Origin of the sequence: Sulfitobacter sp. M85, assembly GCF_029285915.1 — a bacterium.
In the GTDB taxonomy this organism is placed as follows: Bacteria; Pseudomonadota; Alphaproteobacteria; order Rhodobacterales; family Rhodobacteraceae; genus Sulfitobacter; species Sulfitobacter faviae.
This window is the reverse complement of record NZ_JABECQ010000005.1, coordinates 119,620-145,884: the sequence shown is the minus strand read 5'-3', so window position 1 is coordinate 145,884 and position 26,265 is coordinate 119,620. Positions and strand designations below refer to the sequence as shown.

Annotated in this window: 25 protein-coding genes; 9 read left to right on the top strand and 16 right to left on the bottom strand. The window is 62.3% G+C overall.

Annotation, left to right across the window (positions count from 1 at the left end; genetic code table 11):
• Positions 1–17: 17 nt before the first annotated feature.
• Positions 18–590, top strand: coding sequence for a TetR/AcrR family transcriptional regulator (locus tag HKX24_RS11440; RefSeq protein ID WP_271693585.1), 573 nt, complete (start codon positions 18–20; stop codon positions 588–590).
• A 12-nt stretch (positions 591–602) separates the two neighbouring features.
• On the opposite strand, the gene HKX24_RS11435 is transcribed toward HKX24_RS11440, so the two are convergent.
• Complete coding sequence (locus HKX24_RS11435) at positions 603–1,217, bottom strand: hypothetical protein (protein ID WP_271693586.1); 615 nt, start codon at positions 1,215–1,217, stop codon at positions 603–605.
• Positions 1,218–1,339: 122 nt separating this feature from the next.
• Between HKX24_RS11435 and HKX24_RS11430 the strand changes: the two genes are divergently transcribed.
• The 3 genes from HKX24_RS11430 to arsH are packed head-to-tail and all read left to right on the top strand — an operon-like array spanning position 1,340 to position 3,505.
• Positions 1,340–1,669, top strand: a complete 330-nt coding sequence (locus HKX24_RS11430) for a helix-turn-helix transcriptional regulator (RefSeq protein WP_271693587.1) — start codon at positions 1,340–1,342, stop codon at positions 1,667–1,669.
• A 27-nt stretch (positions 1,670–1,696) separates the two neighbouring features.
• Complete coding sequence (gene arsB / locus HKX24_RS11425; RefSeq protein ID WP_271693588.1) at positions 1,697–2,755, top strand: ACR3 family arsenite efflux transporter; 1,059 nt, start codon at positions 1,697–1,699, stop codon at positions 2,753–2,755.
• A gap of 39 nt (positions 2,756–2,794) precedes the next feature.
• A complete protein-coding gene (gene arsH, locus HKX24_RS11420) occupies positions 2,795–3,505 on the top strand; it encodes an arsenical resistance protein ArsH (RefSeq protein ID WP_271693589.1) in 711 nt (236 codons plus the stop codon).
• Between the two features lie 64 nt (positions 3,506–3,569).
• On the opposite strand, the gene HKX24_RS11415 is transcribed toward arsH, so the two are convergent.
• From HKX24_RS11415 to HKX24_RS11370, 10 genes are all read right to left on the bottom strand, one after another.
• Positions 3,570–5,009 (bottom strand): aldehyde dehydrogenase family protein, encoded by a 1,440-nt coding sequence (locus HKX24_RS11415; RefSeq protein WP_271693590.1) that lies wholly within the window; start codon positions 5,007–5,009, stop codon positions 3,570–3,572.
• A 174-nt stretch (positions 5,010–5,183) separates the two neighbouring features.
• Entirely contained in the window at positions 5,184–6,320 is a 1,137-nt protein-coding gene (locus HKX24_RS11410; RefSeq protein WP_271693591.1) for an ATP-binding protein, read from the bottom strand.
• Complete coding sequence (locus HKX24_RS11405; RefSeq protein WP_271693592.1) at positions 6,320–7,330, bottom strand: ATP-binding protein; 1,011 nt, start codon at positions 7,328–7,330, stop codon at positions 6,320–6,322. The genes HKX24_RS11410 and HKX24_RS11405 overlap by 1 nt, the downstream gene beginning before the upstream one ends.
• On the bottom strand, positions 7,327–7,767 hold the full coding sequence (locus tag HKX24_RS11400) for an ATP-binding protein (RefSeq protein ID WP_271693593.1): 441 nt from the start codon (positions 7,765–7,767) through the stop codon (positions 7,327–7,329). Before HKX24_RS11400 ends, HKX24_RS11405 begins: the two co-directional genes overlap by 4 nt.
• Positions 7,739–8,092: an STAS domain-containing protein gene (locus tag HKX24_RS11395; RefSeq protein WP_271687493.1), complete on the bottom strand. Its 354-nt coding sequence runs from the start codon at positions 8,090–8,092 to the stop codon at positions 7,739–7,741. The genes HKX24_RS11400 and HKX24_RS11395 overlap by 29 nt, the downstream gene beginning before the upstream one ends.
• Before the next feature lies 1 nt (position 8,093).
• On the bottom strand, positions 8,094–8,969 hold the full coding sequence (locus HKX24_RS11390; protein ID WP_271693594.1) for an STAS domain-containing protein: 876 nt from the start codon (positions 8,967–8,969) through the stop codon (positions 8,094–8,096).
• A 249-nt stretch (positions 8,970–9,218) separates the two neighbouring features.
• Positions 9,219–10,262 (bottom strand): ATP-binding cassette domain-containing protein, encoded by a 1,044-nt coding sequence (locus HKX24_RS11385; protein WP_271693595.1) that lies wholly within the window; start codon positions 10,260–10,262, stop codon positions 9,219–9,221.
• Between the two features lie 8 nt (positions 10,263–10,270).
• Positions 10,271–11,296 carry an ABC transporter permease subunit gene (locus HKX24_RS11380; RefSeq protein ID WP_271693596.1) on the bottom strand — a complete coding sequence of 342 codons (1,026 nt, stop codon included), beginning with the start codon at positions 11,294–11,296 and terminating at the stop codon, positions 10,271–10,273.
• A gap of 255 nt (positions 11,297–11,551) precedes the next feature.
• Positions 11,552–12,520, bottom strand: a complete 969-nt coding sequence (locus tag HKX24_RS11375) for an ABC transporter substrate-binding protein (RefSeq protein ID WP_271693597.1) — start codon at positions 12,518–12,520, stop codon at positions 11,552–11,554.
• Positions 12,521–12,818: 298 nt separating this feature from the next.
• On the bottom strand, positions 12,819–13,091 hold the full coding sequence (locus HKX24_RS11370) for a DUF1127 domain-containing protein (protein WP_067627410.1): 273 nt from the start codon (positions 13,089–13,091) through the stop codon (positions 12,819–12,821).
• A gap of 1,348 nt (positions 13,092–14,439) precedes the next feature.
• Between HKX24_RS11370 and HKX24_RS11365 the strand changes: the two genes are divergently transcribed.
• On the top strand, positions 14,440–17,352 hold the full coding sequence (locus HKX24_RS11365; RefSeq protein ID WP_271693599.1) for a Hint domain-containing protein: 2,913 nt from the start codon (positions 14,440–14,442) through the stop codon (positions 17,350–17,352).
• Positions 17,353–17,422: 70 nt separating this feature from the next.
• Here HKX24_RS11365 and HKX24_RS11360 read toward each other — a convergent pair whose 3' ends face one another.
• The gene (locus HKX24_RS11360; RefSeq protein ID WP_271693600.1) at positions 17,423–18,025 is read right to left on the bottom strand and encodes a nucleotidyltransferase family protein; all 603 of its coding nucleotides are present in this window, start codon (positions 18,023–18,025) and stop codon (positions 17,423–17,425) included.
• Here HKX24_RS11360 and HKX24_RS11355 point away from each other — a divergent pair.
• Positions 18,024–19,478: a DUF2254 domain-containing protein gene (locus HKX24_RS11355; RefSeq protein WP_346428855.1), complete on the top strand. Its 1,455-nt coding sequence runs from the start codon at positions 18,024–18,026 to the stop codon at positions 19,476–19,478. The genes HKX24_RS11360 and HKX24_RS11355 overlap by 2 nt on opposite strands.
• Positions 19,479–19,484: 6 nt before the next feature.
• Here HKX24_RS11355 and HKX24_RS11350 read toward each other — a convergent pair whose 3' ends face one another.
• Complete coding sequence (locus tag HKX24_RS11350; RefSeq protein WP_271687478.1) at positions 19,485–20,792, bottom strand: HlyC/CorC family transporter; 1,308 nt, start codon at positions 20,790–20,792, stop codon at positions 19,485–19,487.
• Between the two features lie 88 nt (positions 20,793–20,880).
• Between HKX24_RS11350 and HKX24_RS11345 the strand changes: the two genes are divergently transcribed.
• Positions 20,881–21,711: a metallophosphoesterase family protein gene (locus HKX24_RS11345; protein ID WP_271693602.1), complete on the top strand. Its 831-nt coding sequence runs from the start codon at positions 20,881–20,883 to the stop codon at positions 21,709–21,711.
• On the opposite strand, the gene HKX24_RS11340 is transcribed toward HKX24_RS11345, so the two are convergent.
• Genes HKX24_RS11340 through HKX24_RS11330 form a run of 3 tightly spaced genes read right to left on the bottom strand, consistent with a single transcriptional unit; the run spans position 21,648 to position 24,429 of the window.
• Positions 21,648–22,631: a tyrosine recombinase gene (locus tag HKX24_RS11340; RefSeq protein ID WP_271693603.1), complete on the bottom strand. Its 984-nt coding sequence runs from the start codon at positions 22,629–22,631 to the stop codon at positions 21,648–21,650. The genes HKX24_RS11345 and HKX24_RS11340 overlap by 64 nt on opposite strands.
• Positions 22,628–24,274: a hypothetical protein gene (locus tag HKX24_RS11335; protein WP_333909708.1), complete on the bottom strand. Its 1,647-nt coding sequence runs from the start codon at positions 24,272–24,274 to the stop codon at positions 22,628–22,630. Before HKX24_RS11335 ends, HKX24_RS11340 begins: the two co-directional genes overlap by 4 nt.
• Before the next feature lie 5 nt (positions 24,275–24,279).
• Entirely contained in the window at positions 24,280–24,429 is a 150-nt protein-coding gene (locus tag HKX24_RS11330) for a hypothetical protein (RefSeq protein ID WP_007120408.1), read from the bottom strand.
• 80 nt (positions 24,430–24,509) lie between these two features.
• Between HKX24_RS11330 and HKX24_RS11325 the strand changes: the two genes are divergently transcribed.
• Positions 24,510–25,106, top strand: coding sequence for a shikimate kinase (locus HKX24_RS11325; protein ID WP_247744652.1), 597 nt, complete (start codon positions 24,510–24,512; stop codon positions 25,104–25,106).
• Positions 25,099–26,214 (top strand): 3-dehydroquinate synthase, encoded by a 1,116-nt coding sequence (gene aroB, locus HKX24_RS11320; RefSeq protein WP_271693605.1) that lies wholly within the window; start codon positions 25,099–25,101, stop codon positions 26,212–26,214. Before HKX24_RS11325 ends, aroB begins: the two co-directional genes overlap by 8 nt.
• The last annotated feature ends 51 nt before the right edge of the window (positions 26,215–26,265 follow it).

Genomic DNA, 26,265 nt, shown 5'->3' with positions numbered 1-26,265 from the left:
CAACATATGGTGATCACATGCCCCGCAAACCGAACCACGACCGAGCCGAGTTGATCGACCGCGCCCGCGATCTGTTCTGGCGTCAGGGCTGGGCGGGCACGTCGCTGAAAGACCTCGAAGCGGTGCTGAAGATGAAGCCCGGCAGTTTCTACGCGGCCTTCGGGTCAAAAGAGTCGCTGTTTGAAATCGCTTTGGACAAATATGCCGAGGATGGGGCCGGGCGCTTGGCCGAATTGGTCGCGGAACATGGTCCGATGGCGGCGCTGAAACGCTATCCCGAATTGGCGATCTGCCGCGAGGAAGCTCCGGCCAAAGCCTGCATGCTCTCCAAAACCTTGTTGGAGCTACAGGCTCATGGCCACCCGTTGGCGAAACGGGCCAGCGCGCATCTTATGGGGATGGAAGAGCAATTCGCAGCGCTTTTCGCGCAGATGCAGCGAGACGGGGAAATCGGCGCCGCGCATGATCCAAAGGCGCTGGCCCGGCGCTATCAGAGCGATCTTTTGGGCCTGCGCGTCTCGGCCGAGCGGGAGGGGATCGACGCCCATGCCATTGCCCGTGAAATCGCCGAAGGTCTGGAGCGGTTGTAGCCTGAGGCCGCGCTATTCGATCTGCTCTTCCAGCATGGCCGTGATCTTGCGGCGTTGAAAGATATTGCGGATCTGATGCGCCATAATCCGCTCCGGTACGAAATAGGGTTTGCCGTCTTTCCATTCCGCCCGGAACTCATGCCGCGCGGCGATCAGCTTGGTGGTATGGCCATCCGCTGCAGCAACGGTGAGGTCCATCTGCCGGACTTTGTCGAACAGCCCCTCGGTCCCGATCCGCGTCTCGGCGCGGCGGAGCAGGTCGAGAAAACTGCCGATGTCGATGAAATCACCGCTTTTGATCGGCCCCTGATTGGTGCGGGTCAGGGGGTTCTCCACATCGTTCAACGCCACCTCTTCGCGTTCGGTGACCTTGACGTGATAGGTTTTCTCCTCCGTCACGACCCGCGCCATGACTTCGAGCAGGTAAATCGGCTCGGCTCCCATATTCGTCACGAAGCAATGGGCATTCTCATCCCGCGCGATCGAGCGGTTGATCAGGATCACCGGCTGCCGCTGCCGCCGGAAGTTGAGCCATAGGATATGCAGATAGGCCAGCCAGACCACCGCCGTAAAAAGACTGACCGCCACTTGTAACGTGCCGGAATTCTCTGCGATCCAATCGAGCATTCTGTCTCTTCCTTACCAAGCCTGCGGGAGTCGCGAGATTAACGCGCAGGGCGGCGCTTCGTTGCACAGAGATTGGCGGGGCGGGGTTGACCGGGCGGTATTATATCAATAATTCGCGATATATGGATAATGAAAACGCCCTCCAAGCCTTCGCCGCCTTGGGTCAGTCGACCCGGCTGGATGTCTTTCGCCTGCTGATCAAAGCGGGCGGTAAAGGCATGTCGGCGGGCGAGATCGGCACCGCGCTTGATGTGCGGCAAAACACGATGTCGGCCAACCTCTCGGTGCTGGCCCGCGCAGGGCTGATCCGCAGCAAGCGCGAAGGGCGCAGCATCCGATATTTCGCCGATATGAACGGGCTGCGCGCGCTGCTGGGCTTTCTCTTGGAAGACTGCTGCGGCGGCCAGCCTGAACTGTGCCAACCGCTGCTGGATGAGTTGACCTGCTGCTAACCCCATAGATACAAACGAAAGACCGCCATGACCGATACCGCCGATCCCGTAACCGCTGGCCTTGGTGCTTTTGAACGCTGGCTCTCGCTCTGGGTGGCGCTGGCCATCGGGGCGGGGCTTTTGCTGGGCAATCTCTTTCCCGGCATCTTTGGCGCGTTGGCGGCGCTTGAGGTCGCCTCGGTCAACCTGCCGGTAGCCGTGCTGATCTGGGCCATGGTCTATCCGATGATGGTCGGCGTCGATTTCGGCGCACTGCGGCAGGTGGGGGACAAGCCGAAAGGGCTGGTGGTGACGCTGGTGGTCAACTGGCTGATCAAACCCTTCACCATGGCCGCCCTCGGGGTGCTGTTCTTTAACCATGTCTTCGCCGGGCTGATCCCACCCGATGATGCGCAGGCCTATCTGGCGGGGGTGATCCTCTTGGGGGCCGCACCCTGTACCGCCATGGTCTTTGTCTGGTCCAACCTCACCCGCGGCGACGCGACCTATACGCTGGTGCAGGTCAGCGTGAACGATGTGATCATGGTCTTCGCCTTCGCGCCGATCGTGGCTTTCCTCTTGGGCGTGACCGACATCACCGTGCCTTGGGACACGCTGCTGATCTCGGTCGGCCTTTACGTCATGCTGCCGCTGCTGGCCGGCTACCTCACCCGCGGGCGGTTGGTAGCTAAGGGCGGTGAGGCGGCGGTCGACGCTTTCAAGGCTCGGGTGCAGCCCTTTGCCATTATGGGGCTTCTGCTGACGGTCGTGTTGCTCTTTGGCTTTCAGGGCGAGGTGATCCTCGACCGTCCGCTCGTCATCGCGCTGATCGCCGTGCCGCTGTTGCTGCAATCCTACGGCATCTTCTTCATCGCCTATGGTGCTGCGCGGGCGTGGGGCATTCCCTTCAACGTGGCCGCCCCCTGCGCCTTGATCGGCACGTCGAACTTCTTTGAACTGGCCGTCGCCGTGGCGATCAGCCTTTTTGGGTTGGGGTCGGGTGCTGCCTTGGCCACCGTTGTAGGCGTCTTGGTCGAAGTGCCGGTCATGCTCTCCCTCGTGGGCTTTGCCAACCGCACGCAGCATTGGTTCCCCGCCGCCAAATGAACCTCGCCCGATAACACTCTGCCGCCTAAGGAAATTCCCGTGACCGATACGCCAAACATCGAAGAAGACCACTTCAATTCCATCGACGAGAGCTGCCTCCTGTCGCCTCAGCGCGCCACCCACGGCCCGCGCATTCTGCTGCTCTACGGCTCGCTTCGCCCGCGGTCCTTCAGCCGCCTGATGACCGAAGACGCCGCCCGCATCCTCACCCGTCTCGGGGCCGAGACGCGGACTTTCAACCCCACGGGCCTGCCGCTGCCCGACGATGCCGCGCCCGAGCATCCCAAGGTGCAGGAACTGCGCGATCTGGTGTCATGGTCCGAAGGCATGGTCTGGTGCTCGCCCGAACGCCACGGCGCGATGACGGGGATCATGAAAACCCAGATTGACTGGATCCCCCTGTCGCTCGGCGGGGTGCGCCCGACCCAAGGCAAGACCTTGGCCGTGATGCAGGTTAGCGGCGGGTCGCAAAGTTTCAACGCGGTGAACCAACTCCGCATTTTGGGCCGCTGGATGCGGCTGCTGACCATCCCCAACCAATCCTCGACCCCCAAAGCTTTCTTGGAGTTTGACGAGGATGACCGGATGAAACCCTCGCCCTTCTATGACCGCGTGGTCGATGTGATGGAGGAGTTGGTGAAATTCACCCTGCTGACCCGCGACAATAAGGATTATCTGCTCGACCGTTATAGCGAGCGTAAGGAAAGCGCCGAGGAGCTTTCCAAACGGGTAAACCAAAAGGCGATCTGACCGCCAAATGCAAACGGCAGGGACAATCTTGGCCCTGCCGCATCATACTCGCGCTAAAAAGCGATCAGTCGTTGGACCAGCCGGAAACCGCTTTGATTTCGCAGAAGTCCTCGATCCCCCAAACGCCGCCTTCGCGCCCGTTGCCCGAACGTTTCATGCCGCCGAAGGGCGCACCTGCGCCACGGCTCTCGCCGTTCATCTCAACCATGCCCGAACGCAGCTTGGTCGCCAGACGGTTGCGGCGGGTGCCATCGCTGGATTGAACATAGTTGGTCAGGCCATAGACCGTGTCATTGGCCATCTCGACGGCTTGATCCTCGCTCTCAAACTTCATGATCGACAGCACGGGGCCAAAGATCTCTTCGCGGGCGATGGTCATATCGGGCGTCACATCGGCGAAAACGGTGGGTTTGACATAGAAACCCCGGTTCAGATGCTCGGGCCGACCGGTGCCACCGGCCACCAGACGCGCGCCTTCGTCGATGCCTTTCTGGATCAGGTCTTGGATCTTGCCCCATTGCGCCTCGTTCACGACCGGGCCGATGTGGCGGCCCTCTTCGCTGGCGGGGCCGACTTCGACCTTATTGGCCACTTCGGCTGCCGTCTCGACCGCTTGGTCATAGACGCTGGCCTCGACCATCATCCGGCTGGGGGCGTTACAGCTTTGGCCGGTGTTGTTCATCATATGCAGCACGCCGCGTTTGACGGCCTTGTCATCGGCATCGGCGAAGACAAGGTTCGCGCCCTTGCCGCCAAGCTCCAGATGGACCTTCTTCAGCGTATCCGCCGCGTTCTTGGAAATCGCGATGCCGGCGCGGGTGGAGCCGGTGAAGCTCACCATATCCACATCCTCATGGCCGGTCAGGGCGGTGCCCACGGTCGCGCCGTCGCCGTTCACAAGGTTGAAGACACCGGCGGGGAAGCCTGCTTCATCCATCATCTCGGCAAAGATCACCGCGCTCAGCGGGCTTTCCTCAGACGGTTTCAGCACCATGGTGCAGCCCGCGGCAACAGCGGCGCCGACTTTCAGCATCACTTGGTTCATCGGCCAGTTCCATGGCGTGATCATCGCCACGACGCCAACCGCCTCGTGAATGATCCGGTCGTTCGGCGCGTGATCCCCCAAGGGCTTTACGAATTTGAAATCTTTCGCCGCTTTGATGAAATTCTTCAGGTGGCTGTAACCCGCCCCCCATTGGGAGCTGCGCGCCATCTCGATGGGTGCGCCCATCTCGGTGCTGATCGCTTGGGCCATATCCTCGGTCCGGGATTTATAGACCTCGGCCAGTTTCTCCATCAGCGCGATGCGCTCTTCGGGGGCGGTGGCCATCCATGCAGGCAGGGCGGCCTTGGCCGCAGCCACGGCGGCGTCCACATCCTTCGGCCCGCCGAGCGAGATCACGGTGCAGGGTTCTTCGGTCGACGGGTTGATGACCTTATGTTCACTGCCCTCAAGCGGGGCGACCCATTTGCCGTCGATATAGAAATCACGTTTTTCGATCATGCTCTGTCTCCGTTATTGGCCAGGCGCGCGTCTTTCTTGCCGCCTAGAAGTGTCCGGGAATCGCCGGCTCCCGATATGCCTAGGACAATTTTACGGGGCGGAAAAGTTCAGAGGTGATTTTTGATCAAAAAGACGGGCGCGGCGGCTTGAAACCTGCGGGCGGGTAGGGGGCGCTCAGCCCTGCGCCGGGAAGCTGATTTCGACACAAAGCCCGTCTTGGCCTTCGACCTTCAGCGTCGCTTCGTGTTGGAAGGTCAGCGTGCGGATCATGCGCCAGCCCAGCGAATCCGACCGCTCGGGCCGTTTGGCGTCATCGGGCAGGCCGACGCCATCGTCATAGACCTTGAGCGTGAGCCCTTCGTCATCTTCTTGCGTGACTTCGATGGTGATCACCCCTTTGTCGCGCCCTTTGAAAGCGTGTTTATAGGCGTTGGTGATCAGCTCACCCACGATCAGCCCGATGTCGACGGCCAGTTTGTTGTCCATCTTCAGGCTGGGGCAAATCAGCTTGATGCCGATGTTCTGACGATCTCCGGTAAAGGCGCGTTCGGCGTTTTTGGCGACTTCATCCAGCATATCCTCCAGATCAAGGTCGGTGCTGTCGGTTGAGCGTTGCATCAGCTCATGCGCCTTGGAGAGCGAACCCACCCGGGTCTCCAACTCGCGCAACACTTGGCGGGTCTCATCCTCTTTGGCTTGGGTCTTGCTCATCCGGATCAGCGCCACGATCAGGGCAAGGTTGTTGCCCGTGCGGTGATGAAGCTCCTGCATCAAGAGGTCGCGGTCGGCGATGCCTTCGCTGAGTTCGCGGTTCTGTTCGGTCAGCGCGGCGGTCGGGTCTTTGGCATTATAGGCTTCCAGCGCCGCGAGGGCATCGGCCTTGATCTGCTCAACCGCGCTTTGCGGCTCGGGCAGCAGGAACTCCGCATGAACCCGCGTGCCTTCTTGCCCGGTGTCCACATCGAAACGCGCCGCGATACGCTGCACGCCGCGCAGGCCGAGGCCCAGACCGGTCTCCGACACGATGTCGCGCGTGGGGTCGAGCTTGTCTTCCTCGATCCCGCGGCCTTGATCGATTACCGTTAGGCCAAGGGCGGGCTTGCCGTTGATATCCGTCAGTGAAAAGCGCGCACGGCCTTTCTGGCCGTGCTCTATCGCATTGCGGCCCAGTTCCACGGCGGCGGTCACGGTGCGCGTCCGCTCGAATGAGGTAAAGCGCATGGCTTCGGTGAGGGTCAGGGCGATCTGGCGCAGGGCTGCGATATCACCGCCCTTTTCAAGGTTCACCGATGTGAGGTTCGTTGCTTTCATCAGTCCGCGTCCCGTGCAATGCGTATGACCACGATGGAGGCGTCATCACGCCCGCGAAATGCCCGGTCGAGCAGGTAGCCAGCGATCAAAAGCGGAGATTTCCACAATAGACCCTGGGGGAGATAGCTGTCGCGCAGGGTTTTCAACCCGTCGCTGTGCAGGATCATCAGATCCCCCGGTTCAAGGTCAAAGGTGTCTTCATAGCCTCGCGTGGCGCGGGCACCGATCCGCCCGTCACGCACCGGCAGGCGTTTGACCGCACCGTCGCGGACCCGCAGCGTGGCGATATTGCCCAAGGCAGCATAGCGCAGGACCATCTGCGGCTGCGCGATATGTACAAGGGCCGCCACCGCGCCGCGCTTGCCGATCAACTGCTCGGTCACCTCATACATCACCGCGCCCGGCTCGCTGTTGAAGCTGCGCGTGGCTTTGACGGCGTCGGTGACCTCCAGCGATGCGGCTGCGGCTTCGGGGCCATGGCCCAACCCGTCGCACAGCAGGATGTCGGTGGCTTTCGGCGTCTGCCGCAGCAGGTAATCGTCGCCACACTCCTCTTCGTTCGGATGGCAGACCCGTAGGCCCACGGCCTCGACCCCATGGGTCGGGCAGGGGGCGCTGTTTTGGACGAAGCTGCAAACGATGGTGGTGCCCACCTCCGGCCCGCTGAAAATGTCGAAATCATTCGACAGGCGGCGGATCGCCCCGAGGCCCAGCCCAGCAGAGCCGCCGCTGCTCATGCCGTCCTGAAACATGTGATCCATATCGCTGATGCCGGGGCCGCGGTCGGTGAAGATCATCACGATCTTGTCGCCCTTGGCCTCGGCCGGGGCATTGATCAGCGCGCGGCCCTTTTCGGCGTAGCGCAGGATGTTGGTGGTGGCTTCGGTGGCGACGATGGCCAATTCGTCGGTCCGGTGTTTGGGCCAGCCGTGTTCAGCGGCCAGACGACGCGCGGCGCGGCGCACCACGGCGATGGCGCTTTGGTCCTGAACTTCGACCCACTGTATCATAGGTTCACACTCATCAACACGCTGGTGCCCCCGCCAACGGCGGTGCGGATTTCAAATTTCTGGGCAAGCCGCTGTGCGCCGCCCAAACCCCGGCCAAGCCCGCCGCCCGAGGTATAGCCGTCCGTTAGGGCCAATGCCACGTCCTCGATCCCCGGTCCCTTGTCCCAACAGACCACGCTCAACCGCTTGGCCTTCGGGTCGACATAGATGGAAAATTCGCCGCCGCCAGCATGAACGATCGCATTGCGCGCGATTTCACTGACGGCGGTGGCGAAACGTGTGATATTCAGCGCCGAGGCGCCATGTTCTTTCATGTAGCGCGCCACGGCTTGGCGCACTGTAACCGCGTCGCCGCTGGTCTTTAGTTTGAACTGAGAGAGAAGAACCTGCGCCCCAAGGTCCTTTTCATCAAACGCGACGTAGCTGGGTGAGGGCATGGGTCAGGCTCAAGGCGGTGCGGATTTCTGGCAAGTACATGCCAAGCTCAACCAGCGTGACCGCCACCGTGGGTCGCATGCCAACCACATAGGTATCCGCCGCCAGTAGGCGAGAGATCCCCGCCAACTGCGCAATCACCCGCCCAACGAAAGTGTCCACGATCTCAAGCGCCGAGATATCTAGGATCACCCCATCGATGCGATTCTGGGATATCTTGTTCGACAGCCGATCCTGAAGCTCCAAAATCTCCGTGTCCGTGATGTCATCCTGTATCGAAACGAGGAGCGCATGTTCGACCAGATTAATCGACGTGACACCGGCCACCTTATTGACCCTCGGTCTTCTTGATCACATAGCCGACGGTCATCAGCGCATCCGACAGGGCGGTGCGAATGCTGGACCGGGTCGAGACAGTGCCCACGTCGATGCCAAGCTGCACCATGGTCTGGGCGATCATCGGGCTGATGCCGCTGATGATACATTCAGCCCCCATCAGACGCACGGCGGCGGCGGCGCGCAGCAAGTGTTGCGCCACCTGCGTATCGACAGTGCCGACGCCGGTGATGTCCATGATGACCACTTCGGCCTGGCGCTCAAGAATGGTCTGAAGCAGGTTCTCCATCACCTCTTGGGCGCGGGCGGAATCCAGCGTGCCGATCAGCGGCAGGGTCAAAACGCGGTCCCAAAGCTCGACCACAGGAGTCGACAGTTCCAGCATCTCTTGGCGCTGGCGATCAATGATCTGCTCACGCTCGAGAATAAAGATTTCGTTGGTGAAGATGGCAAAGGCATCGACCAAACGGGTGACCAGCATCACGTCGCGGATCAGCATCGCGTGGTCGCTGTCCAGCATCGTCTCAAGCCGTTTGAACAGCGGCGTTTTCAACGCCAGCACAAAGGTCGCCATCTCGGTCGGGGTCACGCCCCGGTTGACCCGCTCGCGGCTGACATCGGTCAGAACGGCGCGCAGATCGTCCCATTGGGTATCGTCAAAGTCGAAATCCTCGCCGGTGACCCCATCGCGCACACCTTTGGAGAAGGCTTTGAGCAATTCGCGGTTCTGGTTACGGCTCTCCGCATCGGAGAACAGGTCAGAACGCTTTACGCCTTCTTTGACCTGCGTTCCCAGCCACTCCTCGATGATACCTTTGAAATCGGTGTCGAGAACAGTCAGAATATTGGCCGTAGCAGATTGCGGCATCTTGAACCCCAGTATTTATTTCACCCCCCATAGGCCAATCGTGGGCGTGAGTGTCAATAGGACGCAGGGAGTTTGATCGGCGGTAAAGCGCCGTTTTGCAGAATGAAATGGCGCGTAAGTAGCTGTTTTTAAGCAGGCTCTCGCGACGAAACGTAAGGGTCGCCTGCAAAAAGGGCAGCAACGGCGCTTTGGCCGGGTGCTGCCCCTTTCTTGATCTTGTCTTGCGGCTGTCAGGTTGCCGCGAGGTTATTACGCCGCCTCGCCGGGGTGACGCGGCACCAGCGCGCGCACCAGATCGCGCATATGCAGCACGCCGACCTGTTTGCCTTCGCGCATGACGCGGTAGTTGTTGGTGGTATCCCCGCCGGAAACGGCAATGATGCTTTCCAGCGTGTCGTCGAAATCAACCTCACCGGCCACATCCGTGGGGGGCACATCGGTCTTTTCCATGACCGAACGCACGCGCAGCACGCGGGCGCGGTTGATGTCGCTGACGAAGGCTTCGATATAGGGATCGTTGGGGTTCAGCAGGATATGCTGCGGCTCGCCCTGTTGGACGATGAACCCGTCTTTGAGGATCACCAGATGGTCCGCCAGTTTCAACGCCTCGTCCAGATCGTGGGTGATGAAGATCACCGTTTTATGCAGTTCTTCCTGCAATTCGATTAGCAGGTCCTGCATGTCGGTGCGGATCAACGGGTCAAGCGCGGAAAACGCCTCATCCATCAGCATCACGTCGGAGTTTGAGGTCAGCGCCCGGGCAATGCCCACACGTTGCTGCATCCCGCCCGAAAGCTGCGCGGGATACTGCTCTCCTTGGCCTTCCAGCCCGACGCGGTTGAGCCATTTGGTGGCCTCATCCGCGTATTTGCTGCGGCTTTTGCCTTCAATCTCCCAACTCAGTCCGGTGTTTTCCAGCACCGTGCGGTGGGGCAGCAGGGCGAACTTTTGGAACACCATCGACATGTCATGCTTGCGCAACTGGCGCAGGCGACGCTCGTTATAGTCGAGGATGTTCTCACCGTTCACGATGACCTCGCCCGCCGTGGGGTCGATCAGCCGGTTGAGGTGTCGGATCAGCGTTGATTTGCCCGAGCCCGAGAGCCCCATGATCACCGTCGTCTTGCCCGCAGGCATGTCCACGTTAATGTCATTAAGGCCCAGCACATGGCCCGTCTCGGCCTGAAGGTCGGCTTTGCTCATCCCCCCGCGGACCTTCTCCAGCGCGGTTTTGGGATCGTCGCCGAAGATCTTGTAGAGGTTGCGGACGGAAATCTTGATGTCGTCTGTCATGTCTGGCCTCACTTCTGCGCCGCGTTGATCCGCGCAAGCGCGGCTTTGGTGACCCGGTCAAGGATGATCGCAAGCAGCACGATCCCCAGACCCGACAGGAGGCCCACGCCCAACTCAAGGCTGCGAATGCCGCGCAGCACTAGCACGCCAAGGCCGGGGGCGGACACCAGCGAGGCGATCACGACCATGGCAAGGCTCATCATGATGGTTTGGTTCACACCGGCCATGATGTTGGGCAGCGCCAGCGGGATCTGCACCTTGTAGAGCTTTTGGCGGTTGGTCATGCCAAAGGCATCCGCGGCCTCGATCACGTCCTTGTCGACCAGACGGATGCCGAGGTCAGTCAGGCGCACCACCGGCACAATGGCATAGAGGATGATGGCGATGCCGTAGAGCTTGGGCTCGGTCACCGAGAAGAGGAAGATCAGCGGGATCAGGTAGACGAAGGGCGGCAGGGTTTGCAGCATATCCAAAACCGGGATCATCGAGCGCTGCACCCTGTCACTGCGCGACATGGCGATGCCGATAGGCACGCCAAGAAGTACGCAGATGAATGCGCAGACAAAGATGATCGCCAGCGTCTGCATGGTGTGTTCGTAAAAGTCGATGAAGGCGAGGAAACCAAAGACCAACGCCACGAGACCCACCAGCTTCAGCGAACGGCCCACGGCATAGGTGATTGCCATCAAAAGCGGGATCATCACGAACCACGGCACCGATTGCATCAGCCAAAGCGCGTTCTCCAACGCCCAGCTCAGCGGTTGGGTGAGGGGGTCGACAACAACTTTGAGACTGTCCTTAATGGCAAGGAAGCCTTGCTCCAGCCCTTGGGTCAGGTCGCGCGATTGTGGGATGGCGTCGCAACTGTCGTGCAGCGCATCCAGAGAGGGGAAGGGCATGTCCCAAAGCGTGGTGTCGGTATCACCGCCCGCTTGGCCCATGAGGTCGGCCATGGAGCTTAGCCCGCCGCCTTGATCGTCGCCGCACCAGTCCCGCAGGCCGAGCGTGTCAAAGAGATTGTCGTAGGTTGCCATCTGTCGCTTTCCCGGCCTGCATCAGACCGTTTGCTTTCGGGGAGGGGGCCGAGGCGCCGCGCAGGCCGCGCGGCGTCGGCTGCCCCATGCAGTGGCGGCAATTCAAACCTATGTCCTTACAAAGGAACTGCGCTTCGGGCCAAAGGGGCCAAGGCGCAGTCGGTATGAAAAGACGTAAGTCTTGCCGCCGGTCATCGAAACGAACGGGCGGGAAACCCGGTTGAGTTCCCCGCCCGTCGTTTTGGTCAGTCTGTCTTACTGCTCAAGCAGCTTGGACAGGTTGCCACGGGCGTCATCGCTCAGCCATTCGGCCCAGACGTCCTTGTTGTTTTGCAGGAAATACACCGCCGCTTCCTCGTTGGAGGCGTTGTTTTCACCCTGCCATGCCAGCAGCTTGCTCATCTCGTCGGTCTTGAAGGTCACATTGCCGATGAACTCCGCGATCTCGGGGTTCTCGTCGTGGAAATCCTTGGTCATGACGGTCAGCACCGGCGCGGTCGGGAAGGCCGAAGGCTTGGGGTCCGGCGTGTCGGCGTTTTGGTTGGCGTTATGCGCGGTTTCGTCATATTCGCCCAGATCGACGCTGGTCATGTCGTATTTACCCAGCGGGGTGGTCGGCGCCCAGTAGTAGCCGAACCAAGGCTCTTGGCTCTCATAAGCCGAGGCCATCGAGGTCACCATCGTCTCACCCGAGCCGTGGTTAAAGACTTCGATGCCGTTGCCTTCGAGGTCATAGGCCCGCGCGAGGTTGTCGCTTACCACGCGGCAGCCCCAGCCATCGGGGCAGTTGTTGAACATGCCGCCGACCAGTTCGGGGTTTTCCAAGATGCCTTCGATGGTCTTCAGCTCGGGGTGCTCTTCGGCCAGATAGGTGGGGATCCACCAGCCTTCGACGCCACCGGGGTCGAGCACGGAAGTCAGCTCAACAATCTTACCGTCCGCTTTCAGCTTTTTGTAAGCGTCACCGGCGGAGTTCGGCCACAGTTCGGGCACGATGTCCGGCTCGTTGTTCTCGGACAGCGATGTCACGGCGGGGGTGGTGTCCGACGGCACCACGGTCACGTCGCAGGAATAGCCCTGTGTCAGCAGGAATTCGGTGACGGCGGTGACGATCTGTGCCGAAGCCCAGTTCATTTCCGCGATCGAGACTTCGCCACAGTCCTGTGCGGCGGCGGCCATCGGGGTTGCAACGGCAAAAGCCGTGCCAAGCAAATAGCGTTTCATAGTGATATCTCCTCTATTGTATCCGCAGTGTCGCGCAGTCGCGCACCGCTGATCTTTGCCCCTTTCCATCAAGAAGGAGCCGGTCGCGCGATAGGCGCGGCAGCTTTCGATGGGCGGGTTTGCTGGAGATATGAAAACAAATCATGCGCCCCTGTGCAACACGATTGCCGGGCGCAAGACGCAAGAACGGGCACCGCGCCGGGCCTGACGCGATGCCGCTATATGCGGCGTTCCCATGCAGAACGCCATATTTTTAAGGGTCGGCACGGCCCCTCACGCGGGGCACGGGCCAGAGCATTCAGCGGCGGGAAAAACTTTCCATGTCGCGGATGTGCTGGGGGATGTCCTTGCGGTTCAGGCCGATATCCTGAAGCAGACGGTCGTCCATCGCGTTCAAGGTCGACAGCGTGCGGTTACGCTCCCAACGGCGCGCGGTGTCGCGCAGCGCACGGCGCAGCATGGCGACAAGGGCCAGCCCTTCGGCATTGGCGACTTGACCGATAGTGCCGTTAAAGGCGGTTCCGGGCATCCCGGCGATCTGGTTGGTGTTTTTCAGCAGGCGGAAATGCATGGCATGCTCCATATCAAGAAGGTCGAAGTGGGAAGGATCCGCAAGAGACGACGGTCAGTGCCAGAAGGCCGGGCCGGGTCGGTCTCATCCCGAGTGTGATCCGGTAAGTCAGTTGGAACCCCGATGGTCTAAACAGGCGGATCGGCCTGTCCGACCGGGGTTACCGGCGGTTCAGCAGCGTGCCCGGTTTGCGCGGGCGCCTCTTATGAACAGCATACATCAACATGCCGCGCATTTGGTCCACCCGAGCGGTCTTTGCAATAGGGTGAAATAGGGGTGCGACACCCTGCCGCATGTGCGAGGCGCAGAGCCCACTATGGCTGAGGTTTCCGCCCGCCCGGCGTGGTGTCGTTTGTGGCATCTGAAATGTCGTTTTGAGAGTCGGATTTGGCGCATTTTGGCGCGGTCGATCGAACGGAAAGGGGCCGTTGTTTGGGTGGCCTTCGCGGGTGGCAATTGCATTTTCTCCGCGGTCAATCTCGGCGCGGAGTGAGGGGCGGAGCGCTCACCATGACTCGCCCGTAACCCGCGCGGCTTTCGCCCCCGCGCGGGCTCAATGCCGTGAGGAATCGATTCGGCGGGAATAAGGCGGGTCGCCCGTGGTTTCGTCACCAGTTCCGCAGGTTTGCGGGCGATTGGTTCCAGCCGGTGAACAAGCAATCAAAAAGAATGACGAAAACAAGGCGGCGTAGATGCGGCTGATTTGCGGCGGCATTGTCGCGCAATGCGAAACAGTCTTGACCGAGGGATCGGCGCAGCCGTCCTGCGCAGGCGTTAATTCACCTTAATCCTATGGCGATTCGCGATACCGACGCGGAGTGCGCCGGAAACAATTGCGCCCAAAAGTCGCGCTAAACCACCTGAATTGCGGCAAAACTTCATTTGGTTCCGGCTATTTTCAAACATTTTTTGCTTTGTCCATTCGTATAGGAGGGCTATTCCTATAGGTGCCCAACTGGGGGGCATAGAAGTCTGTAGGTCACGGGGGCGGCCGCATTAAGCGCATCAAGGATGCGGGAAATGTGGATACGCCGCAAGTTTGCGACCGTAAGCACAACATACCGAAGTGCACCGCGCCTCGGCTGTGGGCCATGTTCCGGCTCTTCCCCTTCGTTGCGCAGGATGCGTGCCGCTCGATCTGGATTTCTGCCAGCGGGGCGCATGTGAACGGAGGGAGAGACGAGATGATACACAAGCGACAGGCCCTGCCACTGGCCTTCTGCGGGGCAAGAAATGCCCGGTTCGACCGCTCTGCCGTTCGGCGCTCCATTCCTCAAATTGAAACAGCATCCACTTCCAAGACGGCCGCGTTGCGCGCCGCGTGCAACACCGCTCAGGAGATTTCACAATGATTAGAACACTTGATTTCAATGCGTTCAGCGCAGGCACCATCATTGACGACGAATATGCGGATCTGGGCGTTACGGTTTCGGCCAGCGGCGGCTCCGGCGATGCGATGGTCTTTGACAGCAGCAACCCCACGGGCGGCGACAGCGATCTGGCCTCCGACACGCTTGAGGGGCTGTTGATCGTCTCCGAAGACGGCGACCAGAGCGACCCGGACGACAACGCCGGCGGCGGCAGCCTGTTTTTTGACTTCGATGACATGGTGCGCATGAAGGGCGTGACCTTCAAAGACATCGAAGAGACCGGCGGGGAAGGCACCCGTGTCATCTTTTACGATGACAATGGCGATGTGATCCAAAACCATTATGTGCAGCCCACCGGCGATGGCGGTGAGCGTTTCGTTCAGTTCAACATTGATGGCGTGTCGCGTTTCGAAGTGCGTTTCGAAGGCTCGGGCGCGATCGACAATCTGGTTTTCGACGATGGCCAACCGCAGGGCGGCGGCAATGACGCGCCCGTGGCCGAAGACGATGTGCTTGAGATCGACGAAGACACCTCTGGCACCGTCGACGTGCTGGGCAATGACAGCGACAGCGATGGCGACACGCTGACCATCACCATGGCAACCTGCCCGGCAGGCCCGGTCGTCATCAATGACGATGGCACGCTGACCTTCACGCCGGACGCGGATTTCAACGGCGACACCACAATCACCTATACCGTGGATGACGGCAATGGCGGCACCGACACCGGTACCGTGAATGTCACCGTGAACCCGGTGAACGACGCGCCTGTCGCCAATGACGACACCGCCGACACCACCGGCACCGATCCGGTCGTGATCCCGGTTCTGGACAATGACACCGATGTCGACGGCGACACCCTGAGCGTGACAGATGCGTCGAGTGATGATGGCACCGTGACCATCAACGACGATGGCACCATCACCTTTGTCGCCAATGACGATTTCACCGGCGATGCGACGATCACCTATACCGTGTCCGACCCCGACGGCCTGACCGACGAAGGCTCGGTGACCGTGACGGTGGGCGACGGCGGTTCGACCCGTGACGGCTATGTCGACGGCACAGCGGGCGCAGACTTGATCGACACCGCCTATACCGGCGACCCCGATGGCGACATGATCGACAATGACGACGCGATCCTGCCCGATGCGGAAGGCGACGACGACTATGTTCGCGCTGGCGACGGTGACGACACCATTCTGGCAGGCGACGGCGATGATATTGTCGAGGCGGGCGCAGGCTCCGACGTGGTCGAGGGCGGTGAGGGTGATGACATGATCACCACCGGCAACGACGATCTCGCCCCCGATCTGGGCTACCCGGAAAGCGACAGCGACGATCTGGGCTTTGACCCCGACGCCGACCCCGAGAATGACCGCGACTCTGTCGATGGCGGGGCGGGCAATGACACGATCAGCACAGGCGACGACCGCGACACCATCACCGGCGGCACCGGCGATGACGTGATCAACGCAGGCATCGACGACGATATCGTCGACGGCGGTGACGGCGACGACCGGATCGTCGGCGGCGAGGGCAACGACAGCCTGCTCGGCGGCGCTGGCAACGATACGATCTATGCGGGCAACGACCCCGATCTGGGTCTCGACGTGCTCGACATCCCCGACGAAGAGGATGCGTCCAACCCCTTCACCCCTGACCGCAACCCGAACAACGGGATGGACACGGTCGACGGTGGCGCGGGCAATGACGTGATCTATGGCGCCGACGATGCGGATATGCTGCGCGGCGGCTCGGGCGATGACTATATCGACGGCCAGATCGACGATGACGTCATCTCGGGCAACACCGGCGACGACACGCTGCTGGGCGGTCAGGGCGATGACAGCCTGTCGGGCGGTCAGGGCAATGACGAGCTTGACGGCGGCACCGGCGACGACACCCTGCGCGGCAACCGGGACGACGACCTGCTGGTCGGCGGCGAAGGCGATGACCTGCTCGACGGTGGCGGTGAGAATGACACTCTGATGGGCGGCGACGGCGACGACGAACTGCAAGGCGGTCGGGGCGACGATCTGCTCGACGGTGGCGCAGGGGTCGACGTGATGACCGGCGGTGCCGATCAGGACAGCTTCGTCAACGTCAACGCAGGCGACGATGTCGACGGTGGCAGCGCGGGCGTGGATTACGACACACTTGACCTGCGCGGCTCCGCCCCCGAGGGTGGCCGTCTGGAGATCACCTATACCTCCGACGACCGCGAAGACGGTTTTGTTGACTACTTCAACCAAGATGGCAGCGATGCCGGGCGTTTGAACTTCATCGAGATCGAGAATGTGATCCCCTGTTTCACACCGGGGACCAAGATCGCCACGCCGCGCGGTGAGGTGCCGGTCGAGGCGCTTCAGGTCGGTGACCGGGTCATCACCCGCGACAACGGCATCCAGACGATCCGCTGGGTCGGCGCGCGTGAGATGACCGGGGCCGAGTTCGAAATGGCCGCTCATCTCAAGCCGGTGCTGATCCGCAAAGGCGCGCTTGGCAACGACCTGCCCGAGCGTGACATGATGGTCAGCCCCAACCACCGCGTCTTGGTCGCCAATGAAAAGACCGCGCTCTACTTCGAAGAGCGTGAGGTGCTCGTCGCGGCGAAACACCTGACCGGGATGGAGGGCATCGACGTGGTCGACGTGTCGGGCACCAGCTACATCCATGTGATGTTCGACCGTCACGAGGTGATCCTCTCCGACGGGACATGGACCGAGAGCTTCCAGCCCGGTGACATGTCGCTGGCCGGTATCGGTGAAGAGCAGCGTCAGGAAATTTTTGAACTGTTCCCCGAACTGGCGACGAAGGACGGGATCGAAGGCTACACCGCCGCGCGTCGTTCGCTGAAAAAGCACGAGGCCAGCCTGCTGGTGAAGTAATTCGGCAGGAGCCGAGCGTGACACAGTTTGAAAACGGGGCGGGCGACCGCCCCGTTTTTTCATGCGCGGGCTATTCCTGCTCTGCGCGCCACGCCGCCCAGTCCTCGGGCGTGTCGAGGTCGCGGCGCGCGCGCTGGCCGGGCAGGGGCACAAGCTGCATCCGGTCTGCGGCAGCGCGCACAACCGCGCGGCCCCCATCATCGCCGCGCAGCTGTTTCAGCTGATCGAAAAGCGCGGCGGCAAAGACGATGGGGTGCCCGGGCTTGCCGTCCTCTGTGGTCGCGCGCCAGATCAGGGTCTCGCCCGTCAGGTCCACCGCAGCCGCGAGGCGGGCAAGATCGCTGGCCTCAAGCGCGGGCATATCGGCCAGCAGCACCATGGCGGCGGGCGTGTCCAACGGCAGGGCGGCAAAGGCGCGGCGCAGGCTGGCGCCCATGCCCTCTGCGGCCTCGGGAACGGGCAGCGGCGTGATGTCCAACCCGCTAAGCGTCGTGTAACGCGGGTGCGGCGCGGGCGGCAGGGCGACGGTGACGGGGCCAATGCCCTGCGCCAGCCGCGCCTGACGGCGCAACAAGGGCTCACCGCCGATGTCTTCCATCAATTTGTCACGCCCCCGCATCCGAGTTGAGGCACCGGCGGCGAGGAGGATCACGGGCAAAGGGGCTATCGTCATGCCGCCCAACCTACCGGGCACGGGGGGCGAGGATAAGGGCTTTCTTGCCCCCGCGCCGTGGGGCGGCGTTTCGCGCCGGGCCAGCGTGCAGATTCCGTTAAACCGCCGTTGGCAGGGCGCTTTTTCGTGCTACCCTTTCCCCATGAATATCAAGGACCTGATCCCGCACACGCTGTTTCGCAAAGCCCGCGAATATTCTCGCAAACTTTGGGTGCGGGTGGTTTTCATGGGGTTGCTGGCCTTTGTCGCCCTCGGGCTGACCCAGCTTTTTGAGCCCTTGGTGCCCAAGGAAGTCGCCACGAGGTTGACCGGCGAAGCGGCGGATCGCCTGTTGCAGATCATCGCGGATGCGATGTTGGCGGTCACGATCTTTTCCATCACCATCATGGTCACGGTCTACCGGTCCTCGTCATCGCAGTTCACGCCACGGGCGCATCGTCTGATCATTCAGGACCGCACCACGCAGAACACGCTGGCGGTCTTTATCGGCGCCTATGTCTATGCGCTGGTGGCGATCATCATGCGCGAGTTGGGCATCTATATCGACGAACGCTCTTTCGTGCTGTTCCTGACCACGGTACTGGTGCTGGCGATCATCGTGATCTTCCTGATCCGCTGGGTGCTGCATCTGCAAAGCTTTGGCAGCCTGATCGACACGACCCGCCAGATCGAGGCGGTGACCACTTCATTGTTCAAGGAGCGTCTAAAGACGCCCTGCATGGGCGGCCACCCCCTGACCGGTCCGGTGCCCGATGACGCCCGCCCGATTTTTGCCCCTGAGAGCGGCTATATCCAACATATCTACCCCGAGGCGCTGGACCAGCAGGCGCGCGACCATGGGGTCGCGATCTATATGCCCCGGCGGATTGGTGACTTCGTCTTTGTCGGTGAGCCTCTGGTCATGGTCACCCGGCGGGGCGGCCCGCAGGACGCGGAACATGATTGGGACATTCTAGAGCAAAAGGTTTTGGAGACCGTGCAACTGGGCGATCTGCGCACCTTTGACCAAGACCCGCGTTTCGGCTTGCGGGTGCTGGGCGAGGTTGCCTCCAAGGCGCTGTCGCCGGGGATCAACGATGGCGGCACGGCGATTGACGTGATCACCCGCATCGGGCGCGTGCTGTCCTATTATTCAGATGAGGCCAAGCCGGGCGGCAAGGTCGCGCTGCCGAACCTGCATATCCCGCCCATTCCGGCGGACGCGCTGATCGAAGACGGGTTTGGCGCACTGGCCCGCGATGGCGCCTCGGTCGTCGATGTGCAGATGGTCTTGCAGGAGGTGCTGACAGGGCTGATGCAGCACCCCGATCCCGGCCTCTCGGCCGCCGCCCGTGACGCGGCAGAAGATCATCTGCGCCGGGCTTTTGAAGAGGTGCCTTTCGGCCCCGACCGGGCGCGCATCTGGTCCGCCGCCTGCAAAGACGTGCAGGCAGCGGTAGAGACCCCGGCCTGAGCCGGATCATAGGGGGCGGATCTTGAGCTGGGTGATCCGGTTGCCGTCCCGTTCGATCACCTCAAAGCGGAAGTTGTGGAAGGAGAAGACCTGCCCCACGGTGGGGATCATCTGCGCCTCATGGATCACCAGCCCGGCCACGGTATTGGCCTCATCATCGGGCAGGGACCAATCGGTCGCGCGGTTGAGGTCGCGGATCGTCATCGCGCCTTCGACCATCAAATGCCCGTCGTCCGACTGTTTCAGCGGGTGATCCGCATCGGGGTCAAACTCATCCGTGATCTCGCCCACAATCTCTTCGAGGATGTCTTCGAGCGTGATCAGCCCTTGGAGCGAGCCATACTCGTCCACCACCAGCGCAAAATGCGTGCGACGGCGCAGGAACTGGCGCATCTGTTCGTCCAGGGTTGAGGTTTCGGGCACGAAATAGGGTTTCATCACCACATCGGCCACGTTGAACCCGTTGAGCGCTGCGGCATCGCCGTTGGGGCCGCCGATCAGCTTGTACATGGCGCGCAACAGGTCTTTGGCGTGGATCACGCCGATGATGTTTTCAGGGTCATCGCGAAAGACCGGCAGGCGGGTGTGGTTCGATTGCAGGCATTTCTCCATGATGTCGGTCGGGTCTGAATCCGCGTCGATCATCTCGATCCCCGAGCGGTGCAGCATGACCTCTTCGACCGCGCGTTCGCGCAGGTCGAGCGCGCCCAGAATACGGTCGCGGTCTTCCTTTTCGACGACGCCTTCGGAATGGCCCAATTGCAGCGCTCCGGCGATTTCCTCGCGCACCGCCAGAATGTTGCTGTCGGGGTCGATTTGCACGCCGAAAAGCCGCAGCACGCCGCGCACGAAATAACGCACCGCCGTCACCACGGGCGAGAAGATAAGCACCACGATGCTAATCGGGCGCGAGACCAGCGCCGCCGCCGTTTCGGCATTGGTGATGGCATAGGTCTTTGGCAGCACCTCGGCAAAGACGAGCACCAGAAGCGTCATCACCAGCGTCGCCAGCGCCACGCCGCTTTCACCGAAGAGCCGGGTGAAGAGCGCAGTCGCCATAGAGGCGGCAAGGATGTTGACCAAGTTGTTGCCCAAAAGGACCGAGCCGATCAGCCGCTCGTTATCCTCGGTGATCTTGAGCGCCCGGATCGCGCCGCTTGCGCCCTTGTCGGCCTGCGCGCGCAGTTTGCCGCGCGAGGCGGCGGTCAGGGCGGTTTCGGAGCCTGAGAAGAAGCCCGAGAGGACAAGGAGGAACAGGATAATTCCGGTGCTGATCCAGAAAGCGGTGTCAAAGAGGGCGGGGCCCGTTTCCATGAGGTCTAAATCCATCCATTATGTGTTGCGAATGTTATGGGCGCAGGGGCTGCGTCATTCAAGGGTTGCAACGGGGCAGGGTGGCGTGATGCAGGCGAAAATCAACTGCGCGGAGCTTGGGATTTTGGACGGGCCGTTGCTGCTTTTTGGCGGGCCCTATTCCAACCTTCAGGCGGTCGAGGCGCTGGCGGCTTTCGCCGTGGCGCGGGGCATCGACGGGGGGCAGATGATCTGCACCGGCGACATTGTTGCCTATTGCGGCGCGCCGCGCGAATGTGTGGCAACAATGCGGGCGCTTGGCTGTGCCGTGGTGGCAGGGAATTGCGAAGTGCAACTGGCCAGCGGGGCCGAGGATTGCGGCTGCGGCTTCGCGCCGGGCAGCAGTTGCGACATGCTCTCGGGCGCCTGGTACGCCCATGCGGCACAGCAGTTGGACGCGGGCGCGAAAGACTGGATGGGCCGCCTGCCGGATGTGGCGGTGTTCCGCCATCAGGGCCAGCGCTATGGCGTGATCCACGGCGGGGTGCGCGATGTGGCGCGGTTCATCTGGTCCGAGAGTGCGGCGGCGGTGTTCGAAGAAGAATGGCAGGCGCTGGAAGACATCGCAGGCCCCGTCGATCACATCATCGCGGGCCACTCCGGTCTGCCCTTCATCCGCGAGACAGCGCGCGGGCGTTGGATCAACGCAGGCGTGATCGGCATGCCGCCCCATGACGGCGGCCAGCAGACGCGGCTGGCGCTGCTCGACGGGGGTGAAGTGGGCTTTCACCGGCTGAGTTACGATGTGGCCGGGGCCGTGGCCGATATGGCCAAGGCAGGCTTGCCGCGCGCCTATGCAGACGCGCTACAAAGCGGTTACTGGCCTTCGGAAGACGTGTTGCCGCCGGAATTGCGGGTGCCGTCCTTGGCGAGGGGGTGACGCTCCAGCACGAGATCTGACAGCCGCTCATCCAGCACATGGGTGTAGATCTCGGTCGTGGCGACGTCGGCGTGGCCCAGCATGGTCTGGATCGCCCGCAGGTCCGCGCCGTTGGCCAGCAGATGCGTGGCAAAGGCATGGCGTAGTGTGTGGGGCGTGACTTTTTCGGGCGGCACGCCGCCGGTCACGGCGAATTCCTTGATCAGCAGATAGAAGCGATGCCGCGTCAGATGCCCCGTCGCCCCGCGGGACGGGAAGAGGTGCCGCGCGGGCGGTTTGCCCTTGGCTTGGGCCGCCTCATCCGCCTTGTCGCGCACCACCAGCCATGCCGCCAGCGCGTCGCGGGCGGGTTCTGACAGGGGCACCAGCCGCTCGCGGCCCCCTTTGCCTGCGATCAGCAGCAGGCGCGGATCGCCCCGCGCGGCGCTGACCGGCAGGCTGACCAATTCACTGACCCGCATGCCGGTGGCATAGAGCAGCTCCATCAGGCAGGTGTTGCGCAGCTGATCGGCCAGCGACCGGCCAGAGTTGCGCGCGGCATCGAGCAGCCGGTCGACCTCTTCCTCGGACAGGATCTTGGGCAAGCGTTTGTCCTGCCCCGGCCCGGCGATTTGCACCGCAGGGTTGTCTTCGCGCAGCCCTTCCTCAAAGGCGAAACGGTAAAGCTGTTTGATCGCCGAGAGCCGCCGTGCGCGGGTGGATTTGGCCAGCCCCTGCGCGTCGCAATAGACAAGGTAATCTTCGACCTCGCCGCGGCTGGCGGTCAGGAAGTCATGGTTGCGCTGCGCCAGAAAGGAATCGAAATCCTTCAGGTCGCGGCCATAGGCCAGCTGCGTGTTGGTGGCGGCACCCTGTTCGGCGGCGGCGGCCTCCAGAAAGCTGGAGATCCAATGGAAAGTCGGGGTCTGGGACATCATCATTGCTGGAGCAATACAATCTGCAAGGCGGCACGTCGGGCGGTGTCTTCCAATCCGAGGGCGCGTAGGGTGGCTAGGGCGTCGCGGAGCGCCGATGTGTCACCACTCGCCCCGTCATGCAAGAGCGACAATAGGCGCAAAATCGCCATGCCCAATTCCTTGTCCCGTGCCAGCGCCATCAGGTCGGCGCGGGGGGTGGGATTGGCGAAAGCGTCATGCACCGCGGCGGCCAATGGCGCATCGGGCGCGGGGCCTTTGGGCGCGTCGCCCACGGCCACGGCGCGCAGCAATTCGTCCTCGGGGGACTTGCCGATCACCCGCGCCGCGGCGGCCTCATACTCAGGCGACAGCAGCGCCACATCCCGCGCCAGACGCGCGGCATGGCCCGCCAGCGGAATGGTCGAGAGCGGTTCGGCAAAGAGCGCGGCAAAGGCCACTTCGAGAGAGGCTTCGCGCATCGCCTCCCAAGCGGGCGGCAGGGTCTTGGCCACCGCCTCGGCGCTGCCGGTGCGCAGGGCCGTCTCAAACCGTTGCAGCGCCGCGACCCGGTCCCAGACCCCGCCAGAGGCGGCGGGCTGACGATCAGTATAAAGCCCCAGCAGCAGGTTGTCGGGCAGGGCGCCCGCGCGGGTCAGCCGCTCGGCGGCCTCAAGCTGGGCCTTCCATCCGGCGATGTCGCGCAGATCGGCCACCGCATAAGCACGCGGCAGGATGTTGGAGGGCAAGGGCTCGCCAATGGTTTCAAACAGGCGGAAGGTCATCGGGTCCATCTGGCGCGGCACGCGCAGCGGTTCGGCCCCTTCGTAGAAATCCGGGTTCAGGAAACGGTCAAAGAGTTCAAGCTGCGCCTCGGGCAGCAGACCAAGCGCTTGGGCCGAGCCAAAGGTCAGGGCCGCGTTCTCCCAATTGCCAGCGCGGGCGTTGCAGAAAATCCGGGTGCCATAGTCCCGGGTCAGATGCGGCGATTTCACCAACCGCTCGCAGACGCGATGCTCGGTCCCGGTGAGCAGGGAAAGCTGCATCCACAGGTCGAAATGCGCGGTCGAGGTGGTCACCCCGGCCTGTTCGATCAGTGACAGCGCCGGGTCGAGGGCGCCAAGCTCCATCAGCTTTTCGCCCCGCGCCAGCGCCAAAAGATCGCCGTTGCGCGCCTCGCCCTGCGGGGCCTGCGCCTCGGCCAGAAGCACGGTGTAGAGCAGCGCCTGGGCGGCGGGCAGATGCAGGTCCGGCAAATCGCGGATGCGGTCGATCAGGGCGGTCGTGTCGCTGCCCAGCCAGATGTCCCCGCGCAGCCCGGTGACAGAGCTGGGCACCAGCCCGATGCGGCGCGGCGCGCCATCGCCCAAGGGCGTGACCTGCACGGGCGGCGGCAGGGCGCTGTCGGCCACGGGCGGTTCCGGCACCCGGCCCGGGTTGGGCGGGCGTTTGGGCCGGTTTTCGGGCGGCGATTGCGCGCCCAGCCAGTCAATCACCGACAGCGGCTGATCATTGGCCGCGGGGGGCTGGTCTTGCCGTTCAGACGCCTGACGCGATTCGCGACCCAGATTGCGGTCTTCTTCGGATTCGGCCAGCAGGGCTGTGGCGCTGACCGAGCAGATCAATGCAGCGCAAAGGGCCCGTTTGCCTTTGGACAGGGCGTTGGCCACGCCGCTCAATCCGCTGTCAGCGTGACAGGCTGGCGCGTCTCAATCTGTTCGGGCGAAAAATCCACGCCAAAGAAAGGCCCGACATAGGCATAGCCTACGAGACCGATGAAGCCGACAATCAATAGAAATATCAAAAGCTTGAAAAGTTTACCCATGATTTATGCCTGCCCGGAATTCTGCTATTTTGCCAAACTATATATGGCCTTTTCGGCAAGATCACGTCATTCAGAGAAAAATGAGCGGAATTAAGCACAGCATGACCAATGGCGAAGAAACGCCGCCCCGCTACCGTCTGAACAAGACGGTGGCGCTGGTTGGCATGATGGGCGCGGGCAAGACGGCGGTAGGGCGTGCGGTCTCGGCCAAACTGGGCGCGCCTTTTCTGGACAGCGATGCGGAGATCGAAGCAGCGGCCAATCTCAGCGTGCCTGAGATTTTCACCCGCGACGGGGAGCCGTTCTTTCGCAAACGGGAGACCGAGGTGATCGCGCGGCTTTTGGCCGAGGAGCGCTGCATCCTGTCGACCGGCGGCGGCGCCTTTCTGGCCGAGGTGAACCGCGACAATATCGCGGCTTACGGTGTGGCGCTTTGGTTGGATGCGGATTTGGAACTGCTGTGGAACCGGGTGCGCTACAAGGATAGCCGTCCGCTGCTGCGCACGGCTGATCCCAAGGCTACGCTGGCCGCGCTTTATCGCGACCGAGTGCCGCTTTACCGGCTGGCGGATCTTTCGGTGCGCTGCGATCCGCGTCTGTCGATTGACGCCATGGCCAACCGGGTGATCGACAAGCTGCTGACAAGGCCCGATGTTTTGGAGAGATTGGATGCGTGAGACGGTTTCCGTCGCCCTGCCGGGGCGGGAGTATGACGTGGTTATCGGGCCGGGCTTGCTGGGGGATGCCGGCGCGCTGATCGCGCCGCTGCTGCGCCGCAAGCGGGTGGCCGTCATCACCGAAAGCCGCGTCGCTGCATTGCATCTGCAATCCCTGCGGGAGGGGTTGGCGGCCGAGGGCATCGCGATGTCTGCACTGGAACTCGCCCCCGGCGAGGGGACCAAGGATTGGGTCAATCTTCAACGCTGCGTGGACTGGCTGCTTGATGAGCAGGTGGAGCGCGGCGATATCGTCGTGGCCTTTGGCGGCGGGGTGATCGGTGATCTGGTGGGCTTTGCTGCCGCCGTGCTGCGGCGCGGGGTGCGTTTCGTGCAGATCCCCACCTCTCTTTTGGCGCAGGTCGACAGTTCGGTGGGCGGCAAGACCGGGATCAACGCGCGCCAAGGTAAGAACCTGATCGGGGCCTTCCACCAGCCCAGCCTCGTGCTGGCGGATACCGAGGTGTTGGGCACCATGCCCAAGCGGGATTTCCTCGCCGGTTACGGCGAAGTGGTAAAATACGGGCTGCTCGGCGACGCGGCGTTCTTTGATTGGCTGGAGGCGCAGGGCCCAGCCCTCGCGGTGGGCGATATGGCCGCCCGGATCGAAGCGGTGCGGCGGTCGGTTCAGATGAAAGCCGATATTGTGGAGCGCGACGAGACAGAGCAGGGCGACCGTGCGCTTTTGAACCTTGGCCATACATTCGGCCATGCGCTTGAGGCGGCGACGGGCTATTCCGGCCGGCTGCTGCATGGTGAAGGGGTGGCGATTGGCTGTGCGCTGGCCTTTGAGCTTTCCGCGCGGCTGGGGCTTTGCCCGCAGGAAGACCCGAGCCGTCTGCGCGCCCATTTGGTGCAGATGGGCATGAAGACCGACCTGCGCGACATTCCCGGCGATCTGCCCGAAGCCGAGGAACTGCTGCGGCTGATGGGGCAGGATAAAAAGGTGGTTGATGGCCGTTTGCGCTTTGTTCTGGCTCGCGGCATCGGGCAGGCCTTTGCGGGGGCCGAGGCGGAGAACGAGCAGGTGCTGGCGCTGTTGGGGGATGCATTGAGCGCAAGGCAGTGACCCGCGGCGGGTGGGGCCCGGCGGTTTAACTTAATTCTCTAAGCTATTGTG